Here is an 18299-nt window from a genome sequence, read left to right as displayed (position 1 = left end):
CCCTGGCGATTGGCATTTCCGACGTGCTTCAGGGGCGGCCGGTCAGCGTCGCCGTTCGGGCACGATGAGGGGCACTTCGCAGAGGGCGTCGATCTGCCTCGTCCTGGCAGCGGCCGGAGGGGCGCCATCCGTCGCGGGAATATTCGAATTGGCCGGAGCCAGGCGTTTCTCCAAGGCCGCGATCTGCTTCGTCAACGCATCGATGCTGGCCTTGAGCGCCAGGACATCAGCCGCGTCGGGGATTGAAGGCGCTGTCGCTTGTGCTGGTCCGAGCGCAGGCTCCCGGCGAGCTTGGCCGGATTCGACCTGAACGGTGAATTGCGGCTCCTGACGATCGGCACCCGGCGACTGCAGAAGACGCCGGAACCCGCGCCAGACAAGCCAGAGCACGCATGCCGCCACGAAGAATGCCGCCGCGACCGGGGCCAGGCCGGAAAGACCGTTGATCATCGCAAACTCCTCTTTGCCGCAGGGGCTAGAGGGCGAGTGTGGTGACTTTCGGGCACCGGCAGGGCGCTCGGTCCAAAGCTTTGCCGTTGCCTGTCACAATTGCTCGGGTTCATCGAAAGGCCGGAGAAGCAACGGTCTCATGACGTCGAGATCCGCAGCGAAGGGTCGAGCACGATGTCGTGAGGCATCCCATGGGCTGCCGGCCGCATCGGCCCTAACGTCTTCGCCTCATTGAGCTTCCGCACAGATCGACAGGTCATCTCGCTCTGGAACCCGAGGTGATGCCTTAACGCAACGGTAACTTCCCGCTGAAAGTGTCCTCGCCTCCCCATAACACGAAAGAGAGTATTCACTGGATGATGAGATCTGCCGTTATAGCATTTGCCCTCGTTGTTCTCTCCGGAGCCCGTGTTCTTGCCCAAGATATCAAGACACTTGGAACATTCGAAAGCTGGAGCGCGTGGTCGTCTTACGAGGGAAAGACGAGGGTTTGTTATATCTATGCGGAGACGTTGTCGAAAAAACCTGACAACCTTGACCATGGACGGGTGAGTTTTGCTATCCGTCATCGCAATCACGCTAAGGCCAGCAGCGAGGCGAGCCTTCGCACGGGTTATGATTTTGCCCCGGAGGCCATTCGGGTTTTTGTGGACGACACGCCGTTCACGATGATCCCGCGCGGGCATTATGCCTGGCTGCGCCGCGAGGAGCGCGAGGGCGAGTTCATGGCTGCGCTCATGAAGGGACGGATCATGACGGTCGAGGCCGTCTCGAAGCGCGGGAACAGGACCAGCTACACCTTCTCGCTCAAGGGCGTCACGGCGGCGATGCGCAGGGCGGGTCGTGAGTGCCGTTGATACGCCGGAGGAGATGCGTGCGGATCAAGCTTATCCGGACGGAGTAATCAAGAAGCGTTTTGCCAGGAGGGACATACGCAATTTCCATCGGGCATTCACACACGATCCGGAAACCCTCGAGCAAGGAGAGGAACTTCCGACCGCGGCCGTTTGTTACGCAATGTGATTCCGCACAATGAATTTGAGTAAGCTGAATCCGGTATTTCCTGCGATATTTCGACGAGGTGTGCCATGCGGACGATGCTCGGTGTTCTCTCTATCGCAACGTGGCTTGTGCTTCAGGTGTCCGGCGCATTCGCGCAAAGCAGCAATCCGTCGGGTGCGTTCGAGTCCTTCTCTCCTGGAAATTTAGGTAACGGGGGAGGGCTTCAGAGCGACTTTCAGTCGGTCCGGGAAGACATGGTGAAAAAGATGAAGGACGGCACCTACGCGGACATCATGCGGCAGGCCCGAGGAAACATGGAAGCCCATACGTTGTTGCGGGAACGGCAGGGGCGGCGGCGATAGCGAAGGCCTTCGGCCCGCGATAACAATGGAGCTGAATACAGATTCCGGTCGATGTCCGGAACCGACATTCACGGGCGTCTCCATAATACGATATCAACAAATAAGGGGGATTATTCTCTCCATAAGGATGATTGACTAGTACTGGGAAAATACTTCTGAATTGGCGCGCTGAGGCCTGCACGTCGTAGGGAATCAGGCCGTTGGAGGCCAATTCATGAAGCGCCCCGGAAGCCTTATCTTTGGACTCGCGGCCAGCGCCGCCGCATTCACCGCCGCTCAAGCCGCCGATCTTCCCGCCAAGAGCGTCCAGCCCGTCGAATATGTCCGCGTCTGTTCCGTGTTCGGGGCAGGCTTCTTCTATATCCCCGGCACCGAGACCTGCCTGCGCGTCGGCGGCCGTGCGCGCGCCGAAGTGATGTATGCTGAGCCGCTGACCCGCGCCGACGACATTATCGGGTTCCGCACGCGTGGCCGCATTCAGCTCGATGCACGAACCGCGACGGCCTACGGGTTCTTGCGGGCCTTCTTCCGCTTCGAGATCACGCGTGTCTCGGGTCTGCCCTACAACAGCCCCGGCGCGCCCAACACGACCTTCGGCACGGGACAGGCCTTCGTGCAGTTCGGCGGCCTGACGGCGGGTCGTGTCACCTCGTTGTTCTCAAACCCGGACCTGCCAGTAACCCATATGGGCACGCTGCGCTTCGACGATGCGCCGGATGTCGATTTGATCGCCTATACCTATTCCTTCGGCAATGGCCTTTCCGCCTCGATCTCCGTCGAAGAAGGCTATGGCCGCCGTCAGAACAATACCTTTACCCCGATTGCCGGTCAGGCGGTGCTGACCTATGGCGGCGAGCGTATGCCCGACCTGATCGGCAATGTGCGCTATGCCGGTACCTGGGGCTCCGCGCAGATCTCGGGTGCCATTCATCAGAACCGCAGCGCCAATCTCGTCACCGGCATCATTCCCCGTTCCGCGTTTTTCCCGGATACGGAATATGGCTTTGCCGTCGGCTTTCAGGCTGGCGTGAACCTGCCGATGATCGCGGCCGGCGACGCCGCCTGGCTGTCACTGGGCTATACGCAAGGGGCCCTTGGCTATATCGGCTTCGGCAGCGACCTGCTCAATGTGTGGGGGGCAGGTCTCATCAGCACACCGGCCGTCGACGTGTATGTGGATACGGCGACCGGCCAGTTGAAAAACTCGATCGGATGGTCGGTGGCAGGCGGATACACCCATTACTGGACGCCGACGTTCCGCACGAGCATCTTCGGATCATTCGCCCATGTCGATTTCACCGGCCCGGCGACGGCCATCGGCCCCGTCGGCAACGTGACCGGCCTGCCGGATTTCAGGGAATGGCGCCTTGGCACCAACACTTTCTGGTCGCCAGTCTCCGGCCTGAACATCGGCGCCGAGGTCATCTATGTCATCGCCGAAACCAGGGGGCGCATCCTCGCCTTGCAGGCCGGAACCGGCGGTTCCTTCCCCCGCCTGATCAGTTCGGATTCCACCGTCCAGGCGCGTTTCCGCATCCAGCGCGATTTCTGACGCGTTCGATCCAGAGGCCGGCCTTGAACCCGCAGGGACACGCTTGTCTTGCGCTTCGAAACATCCATGAGATAGGCGTGGGACTTCCGCGCCGCTTTCGTCAGTCGCGGAAGACGACAGTCCTGGAACCGTAGTGATGGATGTCGATGCGGCGGCAAGCTTTCTGAAGACCGTTGCAGGCGGTCGGTCCACCAGCGACGTTCCCCGAAAGCGACGAAGTCGTCTTGCCTGAAAGCGTCGTTTTATCGCCCGATGGCGCCATATCTCCCGGCGGGCCCGTCACAGGATTCGGCGGAGCGTCTCGGTGGCTTCCTGAAGCGGCGGAAGGAAGCGCTTCTGCATCTCGGCTGCGGGGACGCGGGCGGCCTGGGTGCCGATGTTCAGTGCGATACGGACCGTGCCGTTCTCCTGTATCAGGGGTACGGCGATGGAGCGCAGGCCGAGCTCCAGTTCCTCGTCGATCACGGCGCAGCCCTCGGAACGGACGGTTTCGAGCGCGGCGCGCAGCTCCGGTTTCTTCGTGATGGTCTTGGGCGTCCTCGGGTCGAGACGGACGCGCCGGAGATAGGCATCGAGGACATCGTCAGGCTGATAGGCGAGGATCGCCCGGCCGAGCGACGTGCAATAGGCGGGAAGGCGGGTGCCGACTCCGAGGCTCACCGACATGATGCGCTGGGTGGCCGAGCGGGCGATATAGACGATGTCGTCCCCGTCGAGAATCGCCGCCGAACTGGATTCGCCCGTCTGTTCCGAAATCCGTTCGAGGAAGGGCTGCACGCGGGCGGGGAGGGAGCTGGAGGACAGGTAGGAATAGCCGAGCCGCAGGATGCGCGGGCTGAGGCTGAAATAGCGGCCGTCGAAATCGGCGTAGTTCAGTTTCGTCAGCGTTTTCAGATAGCGCCGGGCAGCGGCGCGCGTGATGCCCGTCAGCTTCGCCACATCTGACAGGGTCAGCCGCGGCCGGCTTGCATCGAAAGCCTCGATGACGGAAAGGCCCTTTTCGAGGCTGGCAACGAAGTCACGATCTTCCGCCCCGCTCATATTGGCTTCGCTCTGGCGCATGCAAACTCCATAATGGCCGGTGCGATGGACTTTGGTAGCCTTGACACCATCGCGCAGAGTTGTACTTCATGTTCGGTATGGATTTCAATGTTCGCAATTCGCACACAGATGAGACCATAGACTAATGAGAGACCGCAGGTCCTGGGCAATGAGACCGAGGCGGCTCTGGGAGGAGATAAGGATGTCTGGGAAGAAGCTTCTCTGTGCCGCCATCGGCGCGCTGCTCGCCGGAACAGTCGCGGCCGCGGCGGATACGATCAAGGTCGGCATCATCGGCCCGTTTTCGGGGCCATTTGCCCTGCAGGGCAAGAACTTCCAGGCCGGGGTCGAGGCCTATATGGCCCTCAACGGCAAGTCGGTGAAAGGTCACGACATCGAGATTATCTACCGGGATCTGCCGGCGGCCAATCCGCAGCAATCGCGTGCCCTGGCGCAGGAGCTGATCGTCAAGGACAAGGTGCAGTATCTCGGCGGCGTCTACTTCACGCCGGACGCCATGGCGATCACGCCGCTCCTGACTCAGGCCAACACGCCGCTCGTCATCTTCAACGCGGCGACCTCGGCCATCATGACCCAATCGCCGCTGGTGGTGCGCACCTCGTTCACGACAGCGCAGACCACGACCCCGCTCGGCAAGATCGCGATCGAGCGCGGCATCAAGAAGGTCATCACGGCGGTCAGCGATTACGGCCCGGGCGTCGATGCGGAAGTCGCCTTCAAGAAGGCTTTCGAGGCGGCTGGCGGGCAGGTTGTCGAGTCGGTGAGGATGCCGCTCAATACCAACGATTTCAGCCCGATCATGCAGCGCGTGCGCGATTCGAAAGCCGATGCTGTCTTCGCCTTTCTTCCTTCCGGCCCAACCACGCTCGGCTTCGTGAAGGCCTATAACGAGACCGGCCTGAAGCAGGCGGGCATCAAGTTCCTCGCGCCGGGCGACCTGACGCAGGAATCCGACCTGCCGGCTCTCGGCGACGGCGCTTTCGGCCTGCTCACCACCTTCCATTACGCGGTGTCGCACGATTCGCCGGAGAACAAGCGCTTCGTCGAGGCCGCCACGAAGGCCGTCGGCGGGGCCGACCAGCTCTCCTTCCCGGCTGTCGGCGCCTATGACGGCATGCATGTGATCTACAAGATGATCGAGGCGACGGACGGTAAGCAGGATGCCAAGAAGGCGGTGGATGCGGTGAAGGGCATGGCCTGGACCAGTCCGCGCGGCCCTGTGAGCATCGACCCGGAGACCCGCCACATCACGGAAAACATCTATCTGCGCGAAGTCGCCAAGGGCGCGGACGGCAAGAGCTACAACAAGGAAATCCAGACCTTCCCGAACCAGAAGGATCCGGGTCTCGCCACCCAGTAAAGGCGGCATCGCCGCAGAATTTGCGAGCGGCGCGGTCCGGAGAGGGCTGCGCCGCTCGGATCGCATTCCTTGGTCATCGTTGATCGGGACGTATTCATGCAGACCATCTTCAGCATCGCGATCGACGCCTTCGCCTATGGCATGGCGCTCTTCATCATCTGCATCGGGCTGTCGCTGACGATGGGGTTGATGCGAGTGGTGAATCTCGCCCACGGCGCCTTCGCGATGATCGCCGGCTATATCGCATCCTATGCGCAGCGCGAGCTGGGAACAGGTTATGCAGCGGCGATCCTGCTGGCGATCCTGGGCACGATTGCCATCTCGATCCCGCTGGAACGGTTTCTCTATCGCCGGATCTACGGCAGTCCGCAGCTGACGCAGGTTCTGATGACCATCGGCATCACCTTCTGCGTGATCGGCATCACCAATTACTTCTTCGGCCCGACGCTGAAGACCATTCCACTTCCCCCGAGCCTTGCCGAGCCGGTGGATATCGGCTTCCGGACGGTGGCGGCGCATCGGCTTTTCGTGATGGCCTGCGGCGTCGTCGTCGCGGCCGGGCTCTGGTTCCTGATCGAGCGGACGATGTTCGGCATCAAGCTGCGGGCGACGGTCGACAACGCGGCCATGGCCGATGCGCTCGGCGTGCGCACGCAGGTCGTCTATGCCATCAGCTTCGCCATCGCCATGGGGCTGGCGGCGTTCGGCGGCGTGGTCGGAGCCGAGTTCCTGCCCATCGAGCCTTATTACGCGCTGCGCTACATGGTGACTTTCCTGGTGGTGGTCTCGGTCGGCGGCGCGGGCTCTATCCCCGGCGCGCTGCTGGCCTGCCTCGTGCTCGGTGCAATCGACACGACGGGGCGTTATCTGATGCCCGATTTCGGCAATTTCTTCGTCTACGCCGCCGTCATCGCCATCGTCTGCGTGTTCCCGCGTGGTTTCCTCGGAAGGGCCCAGTAGCGTGCAGGTGATCGCCAAATCGGACAGACTTGCGACCATCCCGCCAGCAAACTCGCGGCTCCTGCGCGATGTGGTCGGACTGACCCTGATCATCGCTGCGGGTGCGGCCGGATATTGGCTGTTCCCTGACAACCTCGCGCTGCTGACCCGCGTGATCGCGGCGGCGCTGCTGGTCCTGTCGCTCGATCTCATCGTCGGCTATTGCGGCGTCGCGTCGCTGGGGCAGGCGGCACTCTACGGCGCGGGCGCCTATGCGGCCGGCATCGCCTGCGTGAACGGCATCACGGAGCCGATGACGCTGATCGCCATCGGCGCGGTGGCCGGCGCGGCGGCGGGCCTCGTCATGGGCACGATCATGCTGCGCGCCCATGGGCTTGCGCAGCTCGTTCTCTCCATCGCCATCGTGCAGCTTTTTCATGAAGCCGCGAACAAGGCCTCAGCCTATACGGGCGGCAGCGACGGTCTCGCCGGTTTCAGCCCGAGCCCGCTTTTCGGCACCTTCGCGTTCGATCTCTGGGGGCGCACGGCCTATCTCTTCGGTCTCGCCCTGCTGGTCGCGGTTTTCGTCGCCCTGAAATTCGTCGTGTCCTCGCCCTTCGGCATGCTCTGCCGGGGCATCAAGGAGGACCCGGTCCGCATCCGTGCCATGGGCGCCTTCGTGTTTCCCGTCCTTCTGAAGATGTTCGTGATTTCCGGAGCTGTCGCGGGCATGGGCGGAGCGCTCGCCGCGCTCTCGACCCAGGTGGTCGGCCTCGACAGCGTGAGCTTCGAACTCTCCGCCAACTCACTCGTCATGCTGGTGCTCGGTGGGCTCGGCAGCCTCTACGGCGCCTTGGTCGGAACGGTGATCTTCATGGGGTTCGAGCACATCGTCTCCGCCATCAACCCCTTCCACTGGATGACCATGGTCGGCGCCCTGCTGATCGCCGTCGTGCTGGTCGCGCCCGGCGGTCTCGGCGGCGTCCTCGACAAGGTTTTCCTGGCGAGGCACGGAGCCAGGGGAGGGCAGCCATGAGCGAACTGTTTCGCGTCGAAGGATTGTCGAAATCGTTCGGCGGGCTTGCGGTCAACCGCAACATCGACCTTGCGATGTCCGAGGGCGAGAGACTTGCGCTGATAGGCCCCAACGGCGCCGGCAAGACCACCTTCGTCAATCTGGTGACGGGGCAGATCCAGCCGAGCGCCGGGCGCGTCGTTCTCCACGGCGAGGACGTGACGAATCTCGGTGCGGTCCGTCGGGTGCGCAAAGGCCTGGTTCGCACCTTCCAGGTGACGCGGCTCTTCTCCGACATGACGCCGGAGGAGCATGTCACCCTCACCGTGCTGCAACGGGAGAGGAAGGCTTCCCGCATCCTCGGCCGCTTTCACGGCAATGCCGACGTGATGGATGAAGTGGAAGGGCTGCTCGGCACCCTCGGCCTTCTCGATGTGGCGAGGCGCAAGGTCGGCGAGATCGCCTATGGCCAGCAGCGCTTGCTGGAAATCGCCATCGCGCTCGCCCTGAAGCCCAAGGTGCTGCTCCTCGACGAGCCGGCTGCGGGCGTGCCGTCGAGCGAGACGCCGCGCATCGAGCAGGCCCTGGAACGCCTGCCGTCGAGCCTCGCGGTGCTGATGATCGAGCATGACATGGATCTCGTCTTCCGCTTCGCCAGGCGCGTGGTCGTGCTGGCGGCGGGGGAGGTCATTTTCGAGGGCCTGCCGTCGGAGGTCGCGGCGAACGACAAGGTTCGCGAAGCTTATCTGGGAAGCTATGCCAATGCCCGCAGAGTCGCTTGAAGTCCGCAACCTGAGTGCGGGCTATGGTCCGACGATCGTGCTGGAGAACCTGTCGTTCTCGGTGCCCGCGGGCGCGCGCCTGTCGATCCTGGGCCGCAACGGCATGGGCAAGACCACGCTTCTGTCGAGCCTCATGGGGCTGACCCGGCGCTATGGCGGCGAAATCCTGCTCGACGGCCGGGACGTGTCCGATCTCAGGTGCGCGGATCGCGCGCTCAGCGGCCTGGGATTGGTTCCGCAGACGCGCGACATCTTCCGCTCCCTGACGGTGGAGGAAAACCTGCTCGTCGGCCTGAAAGGCCGGCCGCGCAGCGCCGTTCAGGAAGCCTACGACATGTTTCCGCGCCTGCATGAGCGGCGGCGCAATCTCGGCTGGCAATTGTCCGGCGGCGAGCAGCAGATGCTCTCGACCGCCCGCACCATTCTCGGTCGCCCGTCGGTGCTTCTTCTCGACGAGCCACTCGAAGGGCTGGCGCCGGTTATCTGCGATGAACTCATGGAAGCCTTCACGCGGCTGGCCTCCGGTGGGCAGATGACTGTCCTTTTGGTGGAGCAGCGCATCGAAAGCGCGCTCGATTTCGCGGATAGCGTCATGATCCTCGAGCGCGGACGCATCGTCTTCCAGGGCACCAGCGAGGCCTTGCGGGCGGACGAGGAACGCGTCGAGCAATTTCTTGGCGTCGGTTCCTTGCATTGAGTTAGGTTCATGGCTTTCACACGCGCAAACGACATCGTTCTTCATCATCGGGTTCTCGGACGATCCGAGGGGCCGGTGCTCGTCTTTTCCAATTCCCTGGGAAGCGATTTCCGCATCTGGCGGGAGGTGGTGCCCGCCTTCCTCGACCGTTTCCGGATCGTCCTCTACGACAAGCGCGGTCACGGCCTGTCCGATGCGCCGCCTGCGCCTTACACGATTGACGATCACGCCGACGATCTCCTGGCGCTGCTCGACCGGCTCGGCATCGGACCCGCCGCGATCGTGGGCCTGTCGGTCGGCGGCATGATCGCGCAACGCCTCGCGGTCAGGACGCCGGACAGGGTGAGCGCGCTCGTCCTCTGCGACACGGCTGCCAGGATCGGCACGCCGGAGACGTGGAACGAGCGCATCGCCGCCGTCGAAAGCACAGGGATCGAGTCGATCGCCGAGCGCATTCTGGAACGCTGGTTCACGCCGTTTTTCCGCGAGACGCGGGATGCGGACTATGTGGGCTGGCGCAACATGCTGATCCGCACGCCCGCTCATGGTTATGCGGGAACCTGTGCCGCCATTCGCGATGCGGATCTGACGGCGGATGCGTCGCGCATCAAGGCGCCGACCCTGTGCGTGGTCGGCGACCAGGACGGCTCCACGCCGCCCGATCTGGTGCGTGGTACCGCCAAGCTCATTCCCGGCGCGCATTTCGAGATCATCCATGGAGCTGGGCACATTCCCTGCATTGAGCAGCCCGATGCGCTGACGGCGCTGATCGACCACCATTTCAAGGAGGCCGGACTTGTCTGAGAGCGAGCGTTACAAGGCCGGCATGGCCGTCCGTCGAGAGGTTCTGGGGGACGCCCACGTGGATAGGGCAAGCGCCCAGATGACCGAGTTCGACGCAGATTTCCAGACCTTCATCACCGAAGGGGCCTGGGGATCGGTCTGGTCGCGGCCGAACTTCACCAAGCGCGAGCGCTCCATCGTCACCATCGCGCTGCTGGCGGCGCTCGGGCATGACGACGAGGTCGCCATGCATGTGCGCGCCACGCGCAACACCGGCGCAACGAAGGAGGATATCCGCGAGGCGCTGCTACATGTGGCGGTCTATGCGGGCGTGCCCGCCGCCAACCATGCTTTCAAGATCGTCAAGAAGACCTACGCGGAAATGGAGCAGAGCCCGCAGCCGGAGAAGTGACGGTAACGGAACTGAACCGGCGCCGGGCGCGGCGCGGCTCGAGGGAGAGAATTCATGTCGGACCACGGATCATTCTATCGACGCGACCGGAGCTGGCACCCGCCGGCCTATACGCCGCAGTACAAGACGTCGGTGCTGCGCGCGCCGCAATATCCGTTGCTCTCGCTCGATAACACGATCTCGGAAATGACCGGGCCCGTGTTCGGGCAGAGCAGGATCGGGCCGCTCGATAACGATCTCATCCGCAACTACGCCAAGGATAGCGATCCGATCGGCCAGCGCATCGTCGTCTATGGCCGCGTGCTGGACGAAAACGCCCGTCCGGTGCCGGGCGCGCTCCTCGAGTTCTGGCAGGCCAATGCTGGTGGACGCTACCGGCACAAGAAGGAAACCTACCTAGCCGCCCTCGACCCGAATTTCGGCGGCTGCGGCCGCACGATCACCGATCAGGAGGGGCGCTACTGGTTCAGGACCATCAAGCCTGGCGCCTATCCCTGGCCCAACGGCGTCAACGAGTGGCGTCCGGCGCATATCCATTTTTCGGTCTTTGGACACGCCTTCGCCCAGCGGCTCATCACGCAGATGTATTTCGAGGGCGATCCGATGATCTGGCAATGCCCCATCGTGTCCACCATTCCCGACAAGGCGGCCATCGAGCAGCTGGTCGCGGCGCTCGACCGCAACAACACCATTCACATGGATGCGCTGGCCTACAAGTTCGACATCGTCCTGCGCGGCCGCCGCTCGACCATGTTCGAAAACCGGATGGAGGGGAACTGATGGTACAGAAGCTCGGACACTTGAAGGAATCGCCTTCGCAGACAGCCGGTCCCTATGTGCATATCGGCGCCACCCCGAACTGGGTCGAGATCACCGGCGTGTGGCAGGAGGATCTTGGACTCGTTCTCGTCGACCCTGAGACGAAGGGCGAGCGGATCATCGTCAAGGGCCGCGTCTTCGACGGCAGCGGAACGCCGCTGAAGGACGCCCTGATCGAGATCTGGCAGGCGGACGCGAACGGCTTCTACAACAGCCCGCAGGAGAGGCGCGGGCAGGCGGATCCGCACTTCACCGGCTGGGGGCGCCAGCCGACCGATGGCGTGACGGGCGAATACCGCTTCGAGACCATCAAGCCCGGACGTGTGCCTTATCCCGACGGCCGCCCGATGGCGCCGCACATCACGTTCTGGATCGTGGCGCGGGGCATCAATATCGGCCTCCACACGCGCATGTATTTCGGCGACGAGGAGGCCGCCAACGCGGAATGCCCGGTACTTGCCCGCATCGAGCACAAGGTCCGCGTACCGACCCTCATCGCCGCGCGCACTGAGGAAAACGGAAGCCCGACCTACACCTTCGACATCCGTCTCCAGGGCGAGAAGGAAACCGTGTTCTTCGATATCTGATCGTCACCTGAAAGCGTATCATGGCCAAGTTTCAGAGCCTCAAACAGGCTGTCGCCGAGAACCTGCGCGACGGCGACACAGTCGCGTTCGAGGGGTTTACCCATCTCATTCCCCATGCCGCCGCCCATGAGGTCATCCGCCAGGGCATCAAGGACCTGACTTTGATCCGCATGACGCCGGACATCGTCTACGACCAGATGATCGGCATGGGCCTCGCGAAGAAGGTCATCTTCTCCTATGCGGGCAATCCGGGCGTCGGCCTCCTGCGTCGGATGCGGGACGCCATCGAGAACAAGTGGCCGCGCGCCATCGAAACCGTGGAGCACAGCCACGCGGCCATGGCCAATGCCTATGAGGCGGGCGCGGCGGGCCTGCCTTGCGCGGTCTTCCGCGGCTATCGGGGCGCGGGATTGAAAGAGGTCAATCCCGCGATCAAGAACATCACCTGCCCCTTCACCGGCGAGGAACTGGCGGCGGTGCCCGCGCATCGTCCCGATGTGTCGTTCATCCATGCCCAGAAGGCGAGCCGGCGCGGTGACGTGCTGATCGAGGGCATCATCGGCGTGCAGAAAGAGGCGGTGCTCGCAGCCAAGCGCGCCGTGGTGACGGTCGAGGAAATCGTCGACGATTTCGACGATCTGCATCCGAATCTCTGCGTGCTGCCGCACTGGACCGTGACCGCGATCGCCCACGTGTCGGGCGGTGCGCATCCGTCCTACACGCACGGTTATTACGGCCGCGACAACGCCGCCTATCTCGAATGGGACAAGATTTCCGCCGACCGCGATCTCTTTACCCAATGGATGAAACAGAACGTGCTCGATGCGGGACCTGAGGTCTTCGCGTCCCGCGTGAAGGGACTTTGAGGAAATGGCCATCTCCGCTTTCACCCCCAACGAGATGATGACCATCGCGGCTTCCCGCGCGCTCTCCAATGACGATGTGTGCTTCGTCGGCATCGGCGCGCCCTCGGCCGCCTGCAACGTCGCGCGGCTGACGCACGCGCCCGACATCACCCTGATCTATGAGAGCGGCACCATTGGAACCGCTCCGGATGTGCTGCCGCTCTCCATCGGCGACGGCGAATTGTGCGAGACGGCGCTGACGACCGTGTCGGTGCCAGAGATGTTCCGCTACTGGCTGCAGGGCGGGCGGATCTCTATCGGTTTCCTCGGCGCGGCGCAGCTCGACCGCTTCGGCAACATCAACACCACCGTGATCGGCGACTACCATCGCCCCAAGGTGCGCCTGCCCGGCGGCGGCGGCGCGCCGGAAATCGCCTCCTCCTGCAAGGAGGTGTTCATCACCATGAAGCAGGCGACCCGCGGCATGGTGGAGACAATCGATTTCTATACCTCCTTCGGTCACGGGGAGGGCGGCGATCATCGCAAGCGCCTCGGCATCGGGACCAAGGGGCCGACGCTCCTGATCACCGATCTGGCGCTCTGGAAGCCGGATCCGGAAACCAAGGAATTCACGGTCGTGTCAATGCATCCAGGCGTGACGCGGGAACAGGTGCAGGAGACCTGCGGCTGGAAGGTGGGTTTTGCGGAGCACGTCGAAGAGACGCCGCCACCGACCGAGCTGGAACTTACGACCCTGCGCGATCTCCAGGCGCGCACCGAGCGGGCCCATGGCGGCAAGAAGGGAGCCTGACAATGCGTGAAGCCTATATCTGCGCCTATCTGCGCACGCCCATCGGCCGCTATGCCGGCGCGCTGTCCGGCGTCCGCGCGGACGATCTCGGCGCGGTTCCGCTGAAGGCACTGATGGAGCGCCATCCGAACCTCGATTTCGAAGCCATCGACGATGTGATCTATGGCTGCGCCAATCAGGCGGGCGAGGACAATCGCAATGTCGCGCGCATGTCCCTGCTGCTCGCGGGCCTGCCCGGCTCCATCTCGGGAACCACCATCAACCGGCTCTGCGGTTCCGGCATGGATGCAGTCATCGCTGCCGCCCGCGCCGTCAAGGTGGGTGAGGCGGAGCTGATGATTGCAGGCGGCGTCGAGTCCATGTCCCGCGCCCCCTTCGTCCTACCGAAGGCCGAGGCCGCGTTTTCCCGCGCCAACGAGATCCACGACACAACCATCGGCTGGCGCTTCATCAATCCGCTGATGAAGCAACAATACGGCGTCGATTCCATGCCGGAGACCGGCGAGAACGTGGCCGAGGATTTCCGTGTCTCCCGCGTCGACCAGGACGCCTTCGCCCTGCGCTCGCAGAAGAAGGCTGCCGCCGCCCAGGCGAACGGTCGCTTCGCCAAGGAGATCGTGCCGGTCGTCATTCCGCGCCGCAAGGGCGATCCGGTCGTCGTCGACACGGATGAGCATCCGCGTGCCGACACGACTCTGGAGGGTCTCGCCAAGCTCTCGACGCCGTTCCGTAAGGACGGAACGGTGACGGCGGGCAATGCGTCCGGCGTCAATGACGGCTCGGCCGCGCTGATCGTCGCGTCGGAGGAAGCCGTGCGGAAATATGGCCTCGAGCCCATCGCCCGCGTTCTCGGCGGGGCGACGGCGGGTGTTCCTCCGCGCATCATGGGCATCGGTCCGGCGCCCGCCACGAAGAAGCTCTGCGCTCGTCTCGGGCTGACGCCGTCGGATTTCGATGTGATCGAGCTGAACGAGGCTTTCTCCAGCCAGGGCATCGCGGTCCTACGCGAGCTCGGCATCCCGGAGGATGCGAAGCATGTGAATCCGAATGGCGGCGCCATCGCGCTCGGCCACCCGCTCGGCATGTCGGGCGCGCGCATCACCGGCACGGCGGCGCTCGAATTGAAACTCATGGGCAAAAAGCGCGCTCTCGCCACCATGTGCGTCGGTGTCGGGCAGGGCATTTCCATCGCCCTCGAGGCCATTTAGGCTGTTCGATCATGGCCACGGAACAGCTCCCATTCCCGCTGCTTCAAACCCTCGTCGGCGACGAGGAGGTGGGGGCGTTCTTTTCCAACGAGGCCGAACTGAGCGCCATGCTTCGGATCGAGGCGACACTCGCGGAGGCCGAGGCCGAGATCGGTCTGATCGATGAGGATGCCGCCTTTCGGATCGCGGAAGTCTGCCGCGCTTTCGAGCCCGACTGGAACGGCCTGGCCCGAGGTCTGGCGCAGGACGGCGTGGTTGTGCCCGAACTCGTGAAGCAATTGCGCGCCGCAGTGGGCGAGCCTCATGCCAAGGCGGTTCATCTGGGCGCTACGAGCCAGGATATCATCGATACGGGCCTGATCCTGCGCCTCAAGGACCTCACGGCCTTGTTCGAACGCCGTATCGAGGCGCTCGTGAATGCCCTCGTCCGCCTGAAGGACCGGGACGGCGCCGTCCGGATCATGGCGCATACACGCATGCAGCAGGCGCTGCCCTTCACGGCGGCCGACAAGGTCGACACCTGGATTCAGCCTTTGGAGCGCCACGGGGAAACCCTGCGGGACATGCTGCCGCGCCTGCTCGTGATTCAACTCGGAGGGCCGATCGGCACCCGCCGCGAATTCAGGGGCCATGGCGATGCCGTGGCGGATGCCATGGCGGAGCGCCTCGGCCTCGGCTTCGCGCCCTCCTGGCATTCGCAGCGCGACCGGATCGGGGAATTCGCCGCGTGGCTCTCGCTGCTCTCCGGAACGCTCGGCAAGATCGGGCAGGATATAGCGTTGATGGCGCAGAACGAGGTCGGCGAGGTGCGCCTCGCAACCGGCGGCGGCTCCTCGGCCATGCCGCACAAATCCAACCCCGTTCCAGCGGAAGTGCTCGTGGCTCTGGCGCGCTTCAATGCGGGCCTTCTCGGCACATTGCATCAGGCGCTGGTGCACGAGAACGAGCGCTCGGGCGCGGCCTGGACGCTCGAATGGCTCATCCTGCCGCAGATGGCGGTGACGGCGGGAGCTGGGTTGAGCAAGGCGCTCGCGCTGGTTTCGCAAATGAGCTTCGCGCTTTCGACCTCTCCCGCGAAAGGCGCTTGAGCCGTCTACTTCTGCAAGGCCCTGAATGCCATCGGCGAGAGTCCCGTCTCGCGCTTGAAGAAGCGTGTGAAATAAGACGGATCGTCGAAGGCGAGAGCAAGCGCGACCTCCTTGGCGCTCAAAGAGGTGAAGGTCAGGTAGCGCTTGGCTTCAAGCACGATCCGCTGATGGACGATGCCGAGCGCCGTCTCACCTAAGTGCTCGCGGCAGATCCGGTTGAGATGCGTCGCAGTGAGGCCGAGCCTCCGGGCATAGATCTCGATCGGCTTGTGGCTGCGAAACTCCTGGTCGACGAGCTGGCGAAACCGCATGACATGGTGAAACGCGCGGGCATGCGCCTCAGGCGATGCCTGACGGCCCGCGCCCTGAAGGCGGTGAAGCGCGATGAGGATCAGAGCCAGACGCGCCTCGATCATGGCAAGGCGGCCCGAGGCCCGGCCTGCGAATTCGGCGGCGAGATGTGCCATGTCCGCTGCGAGTGTCTGGGCGATCTCCGGATGCCGTGCCAGAGGCACGATCTGCACGGATTGAAAGGTCGCCTCGATATCCTCCGCCGCGTCGAGGATCGATGCCAGCCGCCGCTCGAAGAGGGTCAGCACGGTGCCGCCCACATCGGGCGAGAAGGTGTAGCCATGCACGACCATCGGGGGGAGAGCGACGATGCAGGGCGCGTCGAGCATGGTGTGCCGTCCGTCCACGACGATCTCGGCCCTTCCGCTGGCCAGGTGAAGGATCTGGAAGAGCCGCTCGTGTCGGTGCGGCTGGATCACGTAATTATGCAAGCGGCTGCGGGACTGGATCGTCTCGCAATGCACCCAGTCCGCGCCCGGATCGTCTTTGTATTCCCCATAGAGAGCGTAGGTCGGGATCGTGCTCATGGCTTGTCGCCTATCGCATGGAATGTTCGAATTGTCCTATCCAATGCGTGCTTTGTCCATGGCCATCATGGCGGATGGCGGGCCATCCTTCTTCCACGACAGACACGGCTGAAGCCGCCGTTGGAGGAAATCGGCCATGCGCACACAGGTCGTCATTATCGGCGCGGGCCCGGCTGGACTTCTGCTGGGGCGTCTGCTGGACAACCAGGGGATCGACACGATCATCCTGGAGCGGCGCAGCCAGGATTACGTTCTTGGCCGCATTCGCGCGGGCGTGCTCGAACAAGGCACGGTCGAGCTGCTGGACAAGGCCGGAGCCGGCGAAAGAATGCGTGCGAAGGGTCTCGTTCATGACGGCGTCGAGTTCTGCTTCGACGGCGACAGGCATCGCTTCAATTTCCGGGAATTGATCGGCCGCACGGTCATGGTCTATGGCCAGACCGAGGTCACACACGACCTGATGAATGCGCGTGATGCCTCGGGGGCCAAGACCATCTACGAGGCCGAAGGTGTTTCGCTCCACGGGTTTGACAGCGACAGTCCGAAGGTCCGCTTCGGCAAGGGCGGCGTAGAACATGAGATCGCGTGCGATTTCATCGCCGGCTGCGACGGCTATCACGGCGTCTCCCGTGCCAGCGTGCCGCAAGATGCGTTACGCACATATGAGCGCGTCTACCCCTTCGGCTGGCTCGGCATCCTTGTGGACAAGCCGCCCGTCTCTGACGAGCTGATCTACGCCCATCACCAGCGCGGCTTTGCGCTCTGCTCCATGCGGTCGCCGACGCGCAGCCGCTATTATGTGCAGGTGCCGGCCGATGAGAAGGTCGAGGCCTGGTCCGACGCGCGCTTCTGGGACGAACTGCGCCGCCGCGTCGATTCCGAGACGGCGGAAAAGCTGATCATTGGTCCCTCCATCGAAAAGTCGATTGCGCCCTTGCGCAGCTTCGTGGCGGAGCCCTTGAGGTTCGGCCGCCTGTTCCTGGCGGGCGACGCCGCGCATATCGTACCCCCGACAGGCGCCAAGGGCCTCAATCTGGCCGCCAGTGATGTGGACTGCCTTGCCGAGGCGATGACCGAGTTCTACCGCGAGCGCTCCTCCGTGGGCATCGACCATTACTCGGCCCGGGTTCTGAGCCGCGTCTGGAAGGCCGAGCGCTTTTCCTGGTGGATGACCTCGATCCTGCACACCTTCCCGGAAACGGACACTTTCGGCCGCCGCATCCAGCGCGCGGAATTCGATTATCTGGTCGGTTCCGAAGCTGCTGCGCGATCCTTGGCGGAGAACTATACGGGGCTGCCTTTCTGACAGGATCGAAAAGCAGCCTGACGCTCTGCAGGCGATTTATGTCGGTCCGCCCGAACCGTAGTTCTTGGCAAGATAATCGACGATCGCCTTCGCATCCTCGTCGTCGATGGGAGCCCCGAAAGCCTTGATCATCTTCGTCACCTCAGCCTCCCAGACTTTGCGGTCCGGAAACGGCGAGTTCATCTGGATGTAATCGAGGCTGTGGCAGGCGGCGCAGTTGTTCATGACGGCGTCGTGGCCCGGTGCGTCCTTCAGCTTGATCGCCGTCTCGTCGGCATGGGCCAGGGTGGCCGCGGTGACGATGGCGAAGGCAGTCAGACAAAATCTCCACATGGCACGCC

General features: G+C 63.5%; 21 protein-coding genes. 17 read left to right on the top strand and 4 right to left on the bottom strand.

Features of this window, described 5'->3' with window-relative positions; genetic code table 11:
- Window positions 1-42 precede the first annotated feature (42 nt).
- Entirely contained in the window at window positions 43-450 is a 408-nt protein-coding gene (locus AB4Y97_RS06605) for a hypothetical protein (RefSeq protein WP_441998220.1), read from the bottom strand.
- 548 nt (window positions 451-998) lie between these two features.
- On the opposite strand from AB4Y97_RS06605, the gene AB4Y97_RS06600 reads away from it, so the two are divergent.
- The 3 genes from AB4Y97_RS06600 to AB4Y97_RS06590 all read left to right on the top strand — a co-directional run bounded on the left by AB4Y97_RS06600 (window position 999) and on the right by AB4Y97_RS06590 (window position 3366).
- Window positions 999-1307 carry a hypothetical protein gene (locus AB4Y97_RS06600; protein WP_441998219.1) on the top strand — a complete coding sequence of 103 codons (309 nt, stop codon included), beginning with the start codon at window positions 999-1001 and terminating at the stop codon, window positions 1305-1307.
- Window positions 1308-1538: 231 nt separating this feature from the next.
- Window positions 1539-1814 carry a hypothetical protein gene (locus AB4Y97_RS06595; RefSeq protein WP_441998218.1) on the top strand — a complete coding sequence of 92 codons (276 nt, stop codon included), beginning with the start codon at window positions 1539-1541 and terminating at the stop codon, window positions 1812-1814.
- Between the two features lie 214 nt (window positions 1815-2028).
- A complete protein-coding gene (locus AB4Y97_RS06590) occupies window positions 2029-3366 on the top strand; it encodes a porin (protein WP_441998217.1) in 1338 nt (445 codons plus the stop codon).
- A gap of 279 nt (window positions 3367-3645) precedes the next feature.
- On the opposite strand, the gene AB4Y97_RS06585 is transcribed toward AB4Y97_RS06590, so the two are convergent.
- A complete protein-coding gene (locus tag AB4Y97_RS06585; RefSeq protein WP_441998216.1) occupies window positions 3646-4428 on the bottom strand; it encodes an IclR family transcriptional regulator domain-containing protein in 783 nt (260 codons plus the stop codon).
- 181 nt (window positions 4429-4609) lie between these two features.
- Between AB4Y97_RS06585 and AB4Y97_RS06580 the strand changes: the two genes are divergently transcribed.
- From AB4Y97_RS06580 to AB4Y97_RS06520, 13 genes are all read left to right on the top strand, one after another.
- Window positions 4610-5788 carry an ABC transporter substrate-binding protein gene (locus tag AB4Y97_RS06580; RefSeq protein WP_441998215.1) on the top strand — a complete coding sequence of 393 codons (1179 nt, stop codon included), beginning with the start codon at window positions 4610-4612 and terminating at the stop codon, window positions 5786-5788.
- Between the two features lie 96 nt (window positions 5789-5884).
- Window positions 5885-6748, top strand: a complete 864-nt coding sequence (locus AB4Y97_RS06575) for a branched-chain amino acid ABC transporter permease (RefSeq protein WP_441998214.1) — start codon at window positions 5885-5887, stop codon at window positions 6746-6748.
- 10 nt (window positions 6749-6758) lie between these two features.
- Window positions 6759-7763 (top strand): branched-chain amino acid ABC transporter permease, encoded by a 1005-nt coding sequence (locus AB4Y97_RS06570; RefSeq protein ID WP_441998263.1) that lies wholly within the window; start codon window positions 6759-6761, stop codon window positions 7761-7763.
- Window positions 7760-8524: an ABC transporter ATP-binding protein gene (locus AB4Y97_RS06565; RefSeq protein ID WP_441998213.1), complete on the top strand. Its 765-nt coding sequence runs from the start codon at window positions 7760-7762 to the stop codon at window positions 8522-8524. The genes AB4Y97_RS06570 and AB4Y97_RS06565 overlap by 4 nt, the downstream gene beginning before the upstream one ends.
- The gene (locus AB4Y97_RS06560) at window positions 8505-9221 is read left to right on the top strand and encodes an ABC transporter ATP-binding protein (protein ID WP_441998212.1); all 717 of its coding nucleotides are present in this window, start codon (window positions 8505-8507) and stop codon (window positions 9219-9221) included. The genes AB4Y97_RS06565 and AB4Y97_RS06560 overlap by 20 nt, the downstream gene beginning before the upstream one ends.
- 9 nt (window positions 9222-9230) lie before the next feature.
- On the top strand, window positions 9231-10025 hold the full coding sequence (gene pcaD / locus AB4Y97_RS06555) for a 3-oxoadipate enol-lactonase (RefSeq protein ID WP_441998211.1): 795 nt from the start codon (window positions 9231-9233) through the stop codon (window positions 10023-10025).
- Between the two features lie 22 nt (window positions 10026-10047).
- Window positions 10048-10416: a 4-carboxymuconolactone decarboxylase gene (gene pcaC, locus AB4Y97_RS06550; RefSeq protein ID WP_441998262.1), complete on the top strand. Its 369-nt coding sequence runs from the start codon at window positions 10048-10050 to the stop codon at window positions 10414-10416.
- Window positions 10417-10470: 54 nt separating this feature from the next.
- The gene (gene pcaH / locus AB4Y97_RS06545; RefSeq protein ID WP_441998210.1) at window positions 10471-11196 is read left to right on the top strand and encodes a protocatechuate 3,4-dioxygenase subunit beta; all 726 of its coding nucleotides are present in this window, start codon (window positions 10471-10473) and stop codon (window positions 11194-11196) included.
- Window positions 11196-11822 carry a protocatechuate 3,4-dioxygenase subunit alpha gene (gene pcaG / locus AB4Y97_RS06540; protein WP_441998209.1) on the top strand — a complete coding sequence of 209 codons (627 nt, stop codon included), beginning with the start codon at window positions 11196-11198 and terminating at the stop codon, window positions 11820-11822. The genes pcaH and pcaG overlap by 1 nt, the downstream gene beginning before the upstream one ends.
- Before the next feature lie 20 nt (window positions 11823-11842).
- The gene (locus AB4Y97_RS06535; RefSeq protein ID WP_441998208.1) at window positions 11843-12688 is read left to right on the top strand and encodes a CoA transferase subunit A; all 846 of its coding nucleotides are present in this window, start codon (window positions 11843-11845) and stop codon (window positions 12686-12688) included.
- 4 nt (window positions 12689-12692) lie between these two features.
- Complete coding sequence (locus AB4Y97_RS06530; protein ID WP_441998207.1) at window positions 12693-13478, top strand: CoA-transferase subunit beta; 786 nt, start codon at window positions 12693-12695, stop codon at window positions 13476-13478.
- A 2-nt stretch (window positions 13479-13480) separates the two neighbouring features.
- Entirely contained in the window at window positions 13481-14686 is a 1206-nt protein-coding gene (gene pcaF / locus AB4Y97_RS06525) for a 3-oxoadipyl-CoA thiolase (protein ID WP_441998206.1), read from the top strand.
- 11 nt (window positions 14687-14697) lie between these two features.
- Entirely contained in the window at window positions 14698-15774 is a 1077-nt protein-coding gene (locus AB4Y97_RS06520) for a 3-carboxy-cis,cis-muconate cycloisomerase (protein WP_441998205.1), read from the top strand.
- A 5-nt stretch (window positions 15775-15779) separates the two neighbouring features.
- On the opposite strand, the gene AB4Y97_RS06515 is transcribed toward AB4Y97_RS06520, so the two are convergent.
- On the bottom strand, window positions 15780-16652 hold the full coding sequence (locus tag AB4Y97_RS06515; protein WP_441998204.1) for a helix-turn-helix domain-containing protein: 873 nt from the start codon (window positions 16650-16652) through the stop codon (window positions 15780-15782).
- A gap of 136 nt (window positions 16653-16788) precedes the next feature.
- On the opposite strand from AB4Y97_RS06515, the gene pobA reads away from it, so the two are divergent.
- Window positions 16789-17958 carry a 4-hydroxybenzoate 3-monooxygenase gene (gene pobA, locus AB4Y97_RS06510; RefSeq protein ID WP_441998203.1) on the top strand — a complete coding sequence of 390 codons (1170 nt, stop codon included), beginning with the start codon at window positions 16789-16791 and terminating at the stop codon, window positions 17956-17958.
- A gap of 36 nt (window positions 17959-17994) precedes the next feature.
- Here pobA and sorB read toward each other — a convergent pair whose 3' ends face one another.
- Window positions 17995-18291, bottom strand: a complete 297-nt coding sequence (gene sorB, locus AB4Y97_RS06505) for a SorB family sulfite dehydrogenase c-type cytochrome subunit (protein WP_441998202.1) — start codon at window positions 18289-18291, stop codon at window positions 17995-17997.
- Window positions 18292-18299 lie beyond the last annotated feature (8 nt).

Origin of the sequence: Microvirga sp. 2TAF3, assembly GCF_052114965.1 — a bacterium.
Taxonomy (GTDB): Bacteria; Pseudomonadota; Alphaproteobacteria; order Rhizobiales; family Beijerinckiaceae; genus Microvirga.
This window is presented reverse-complemented; position numbering and strand designations above follow the sequence as displayed.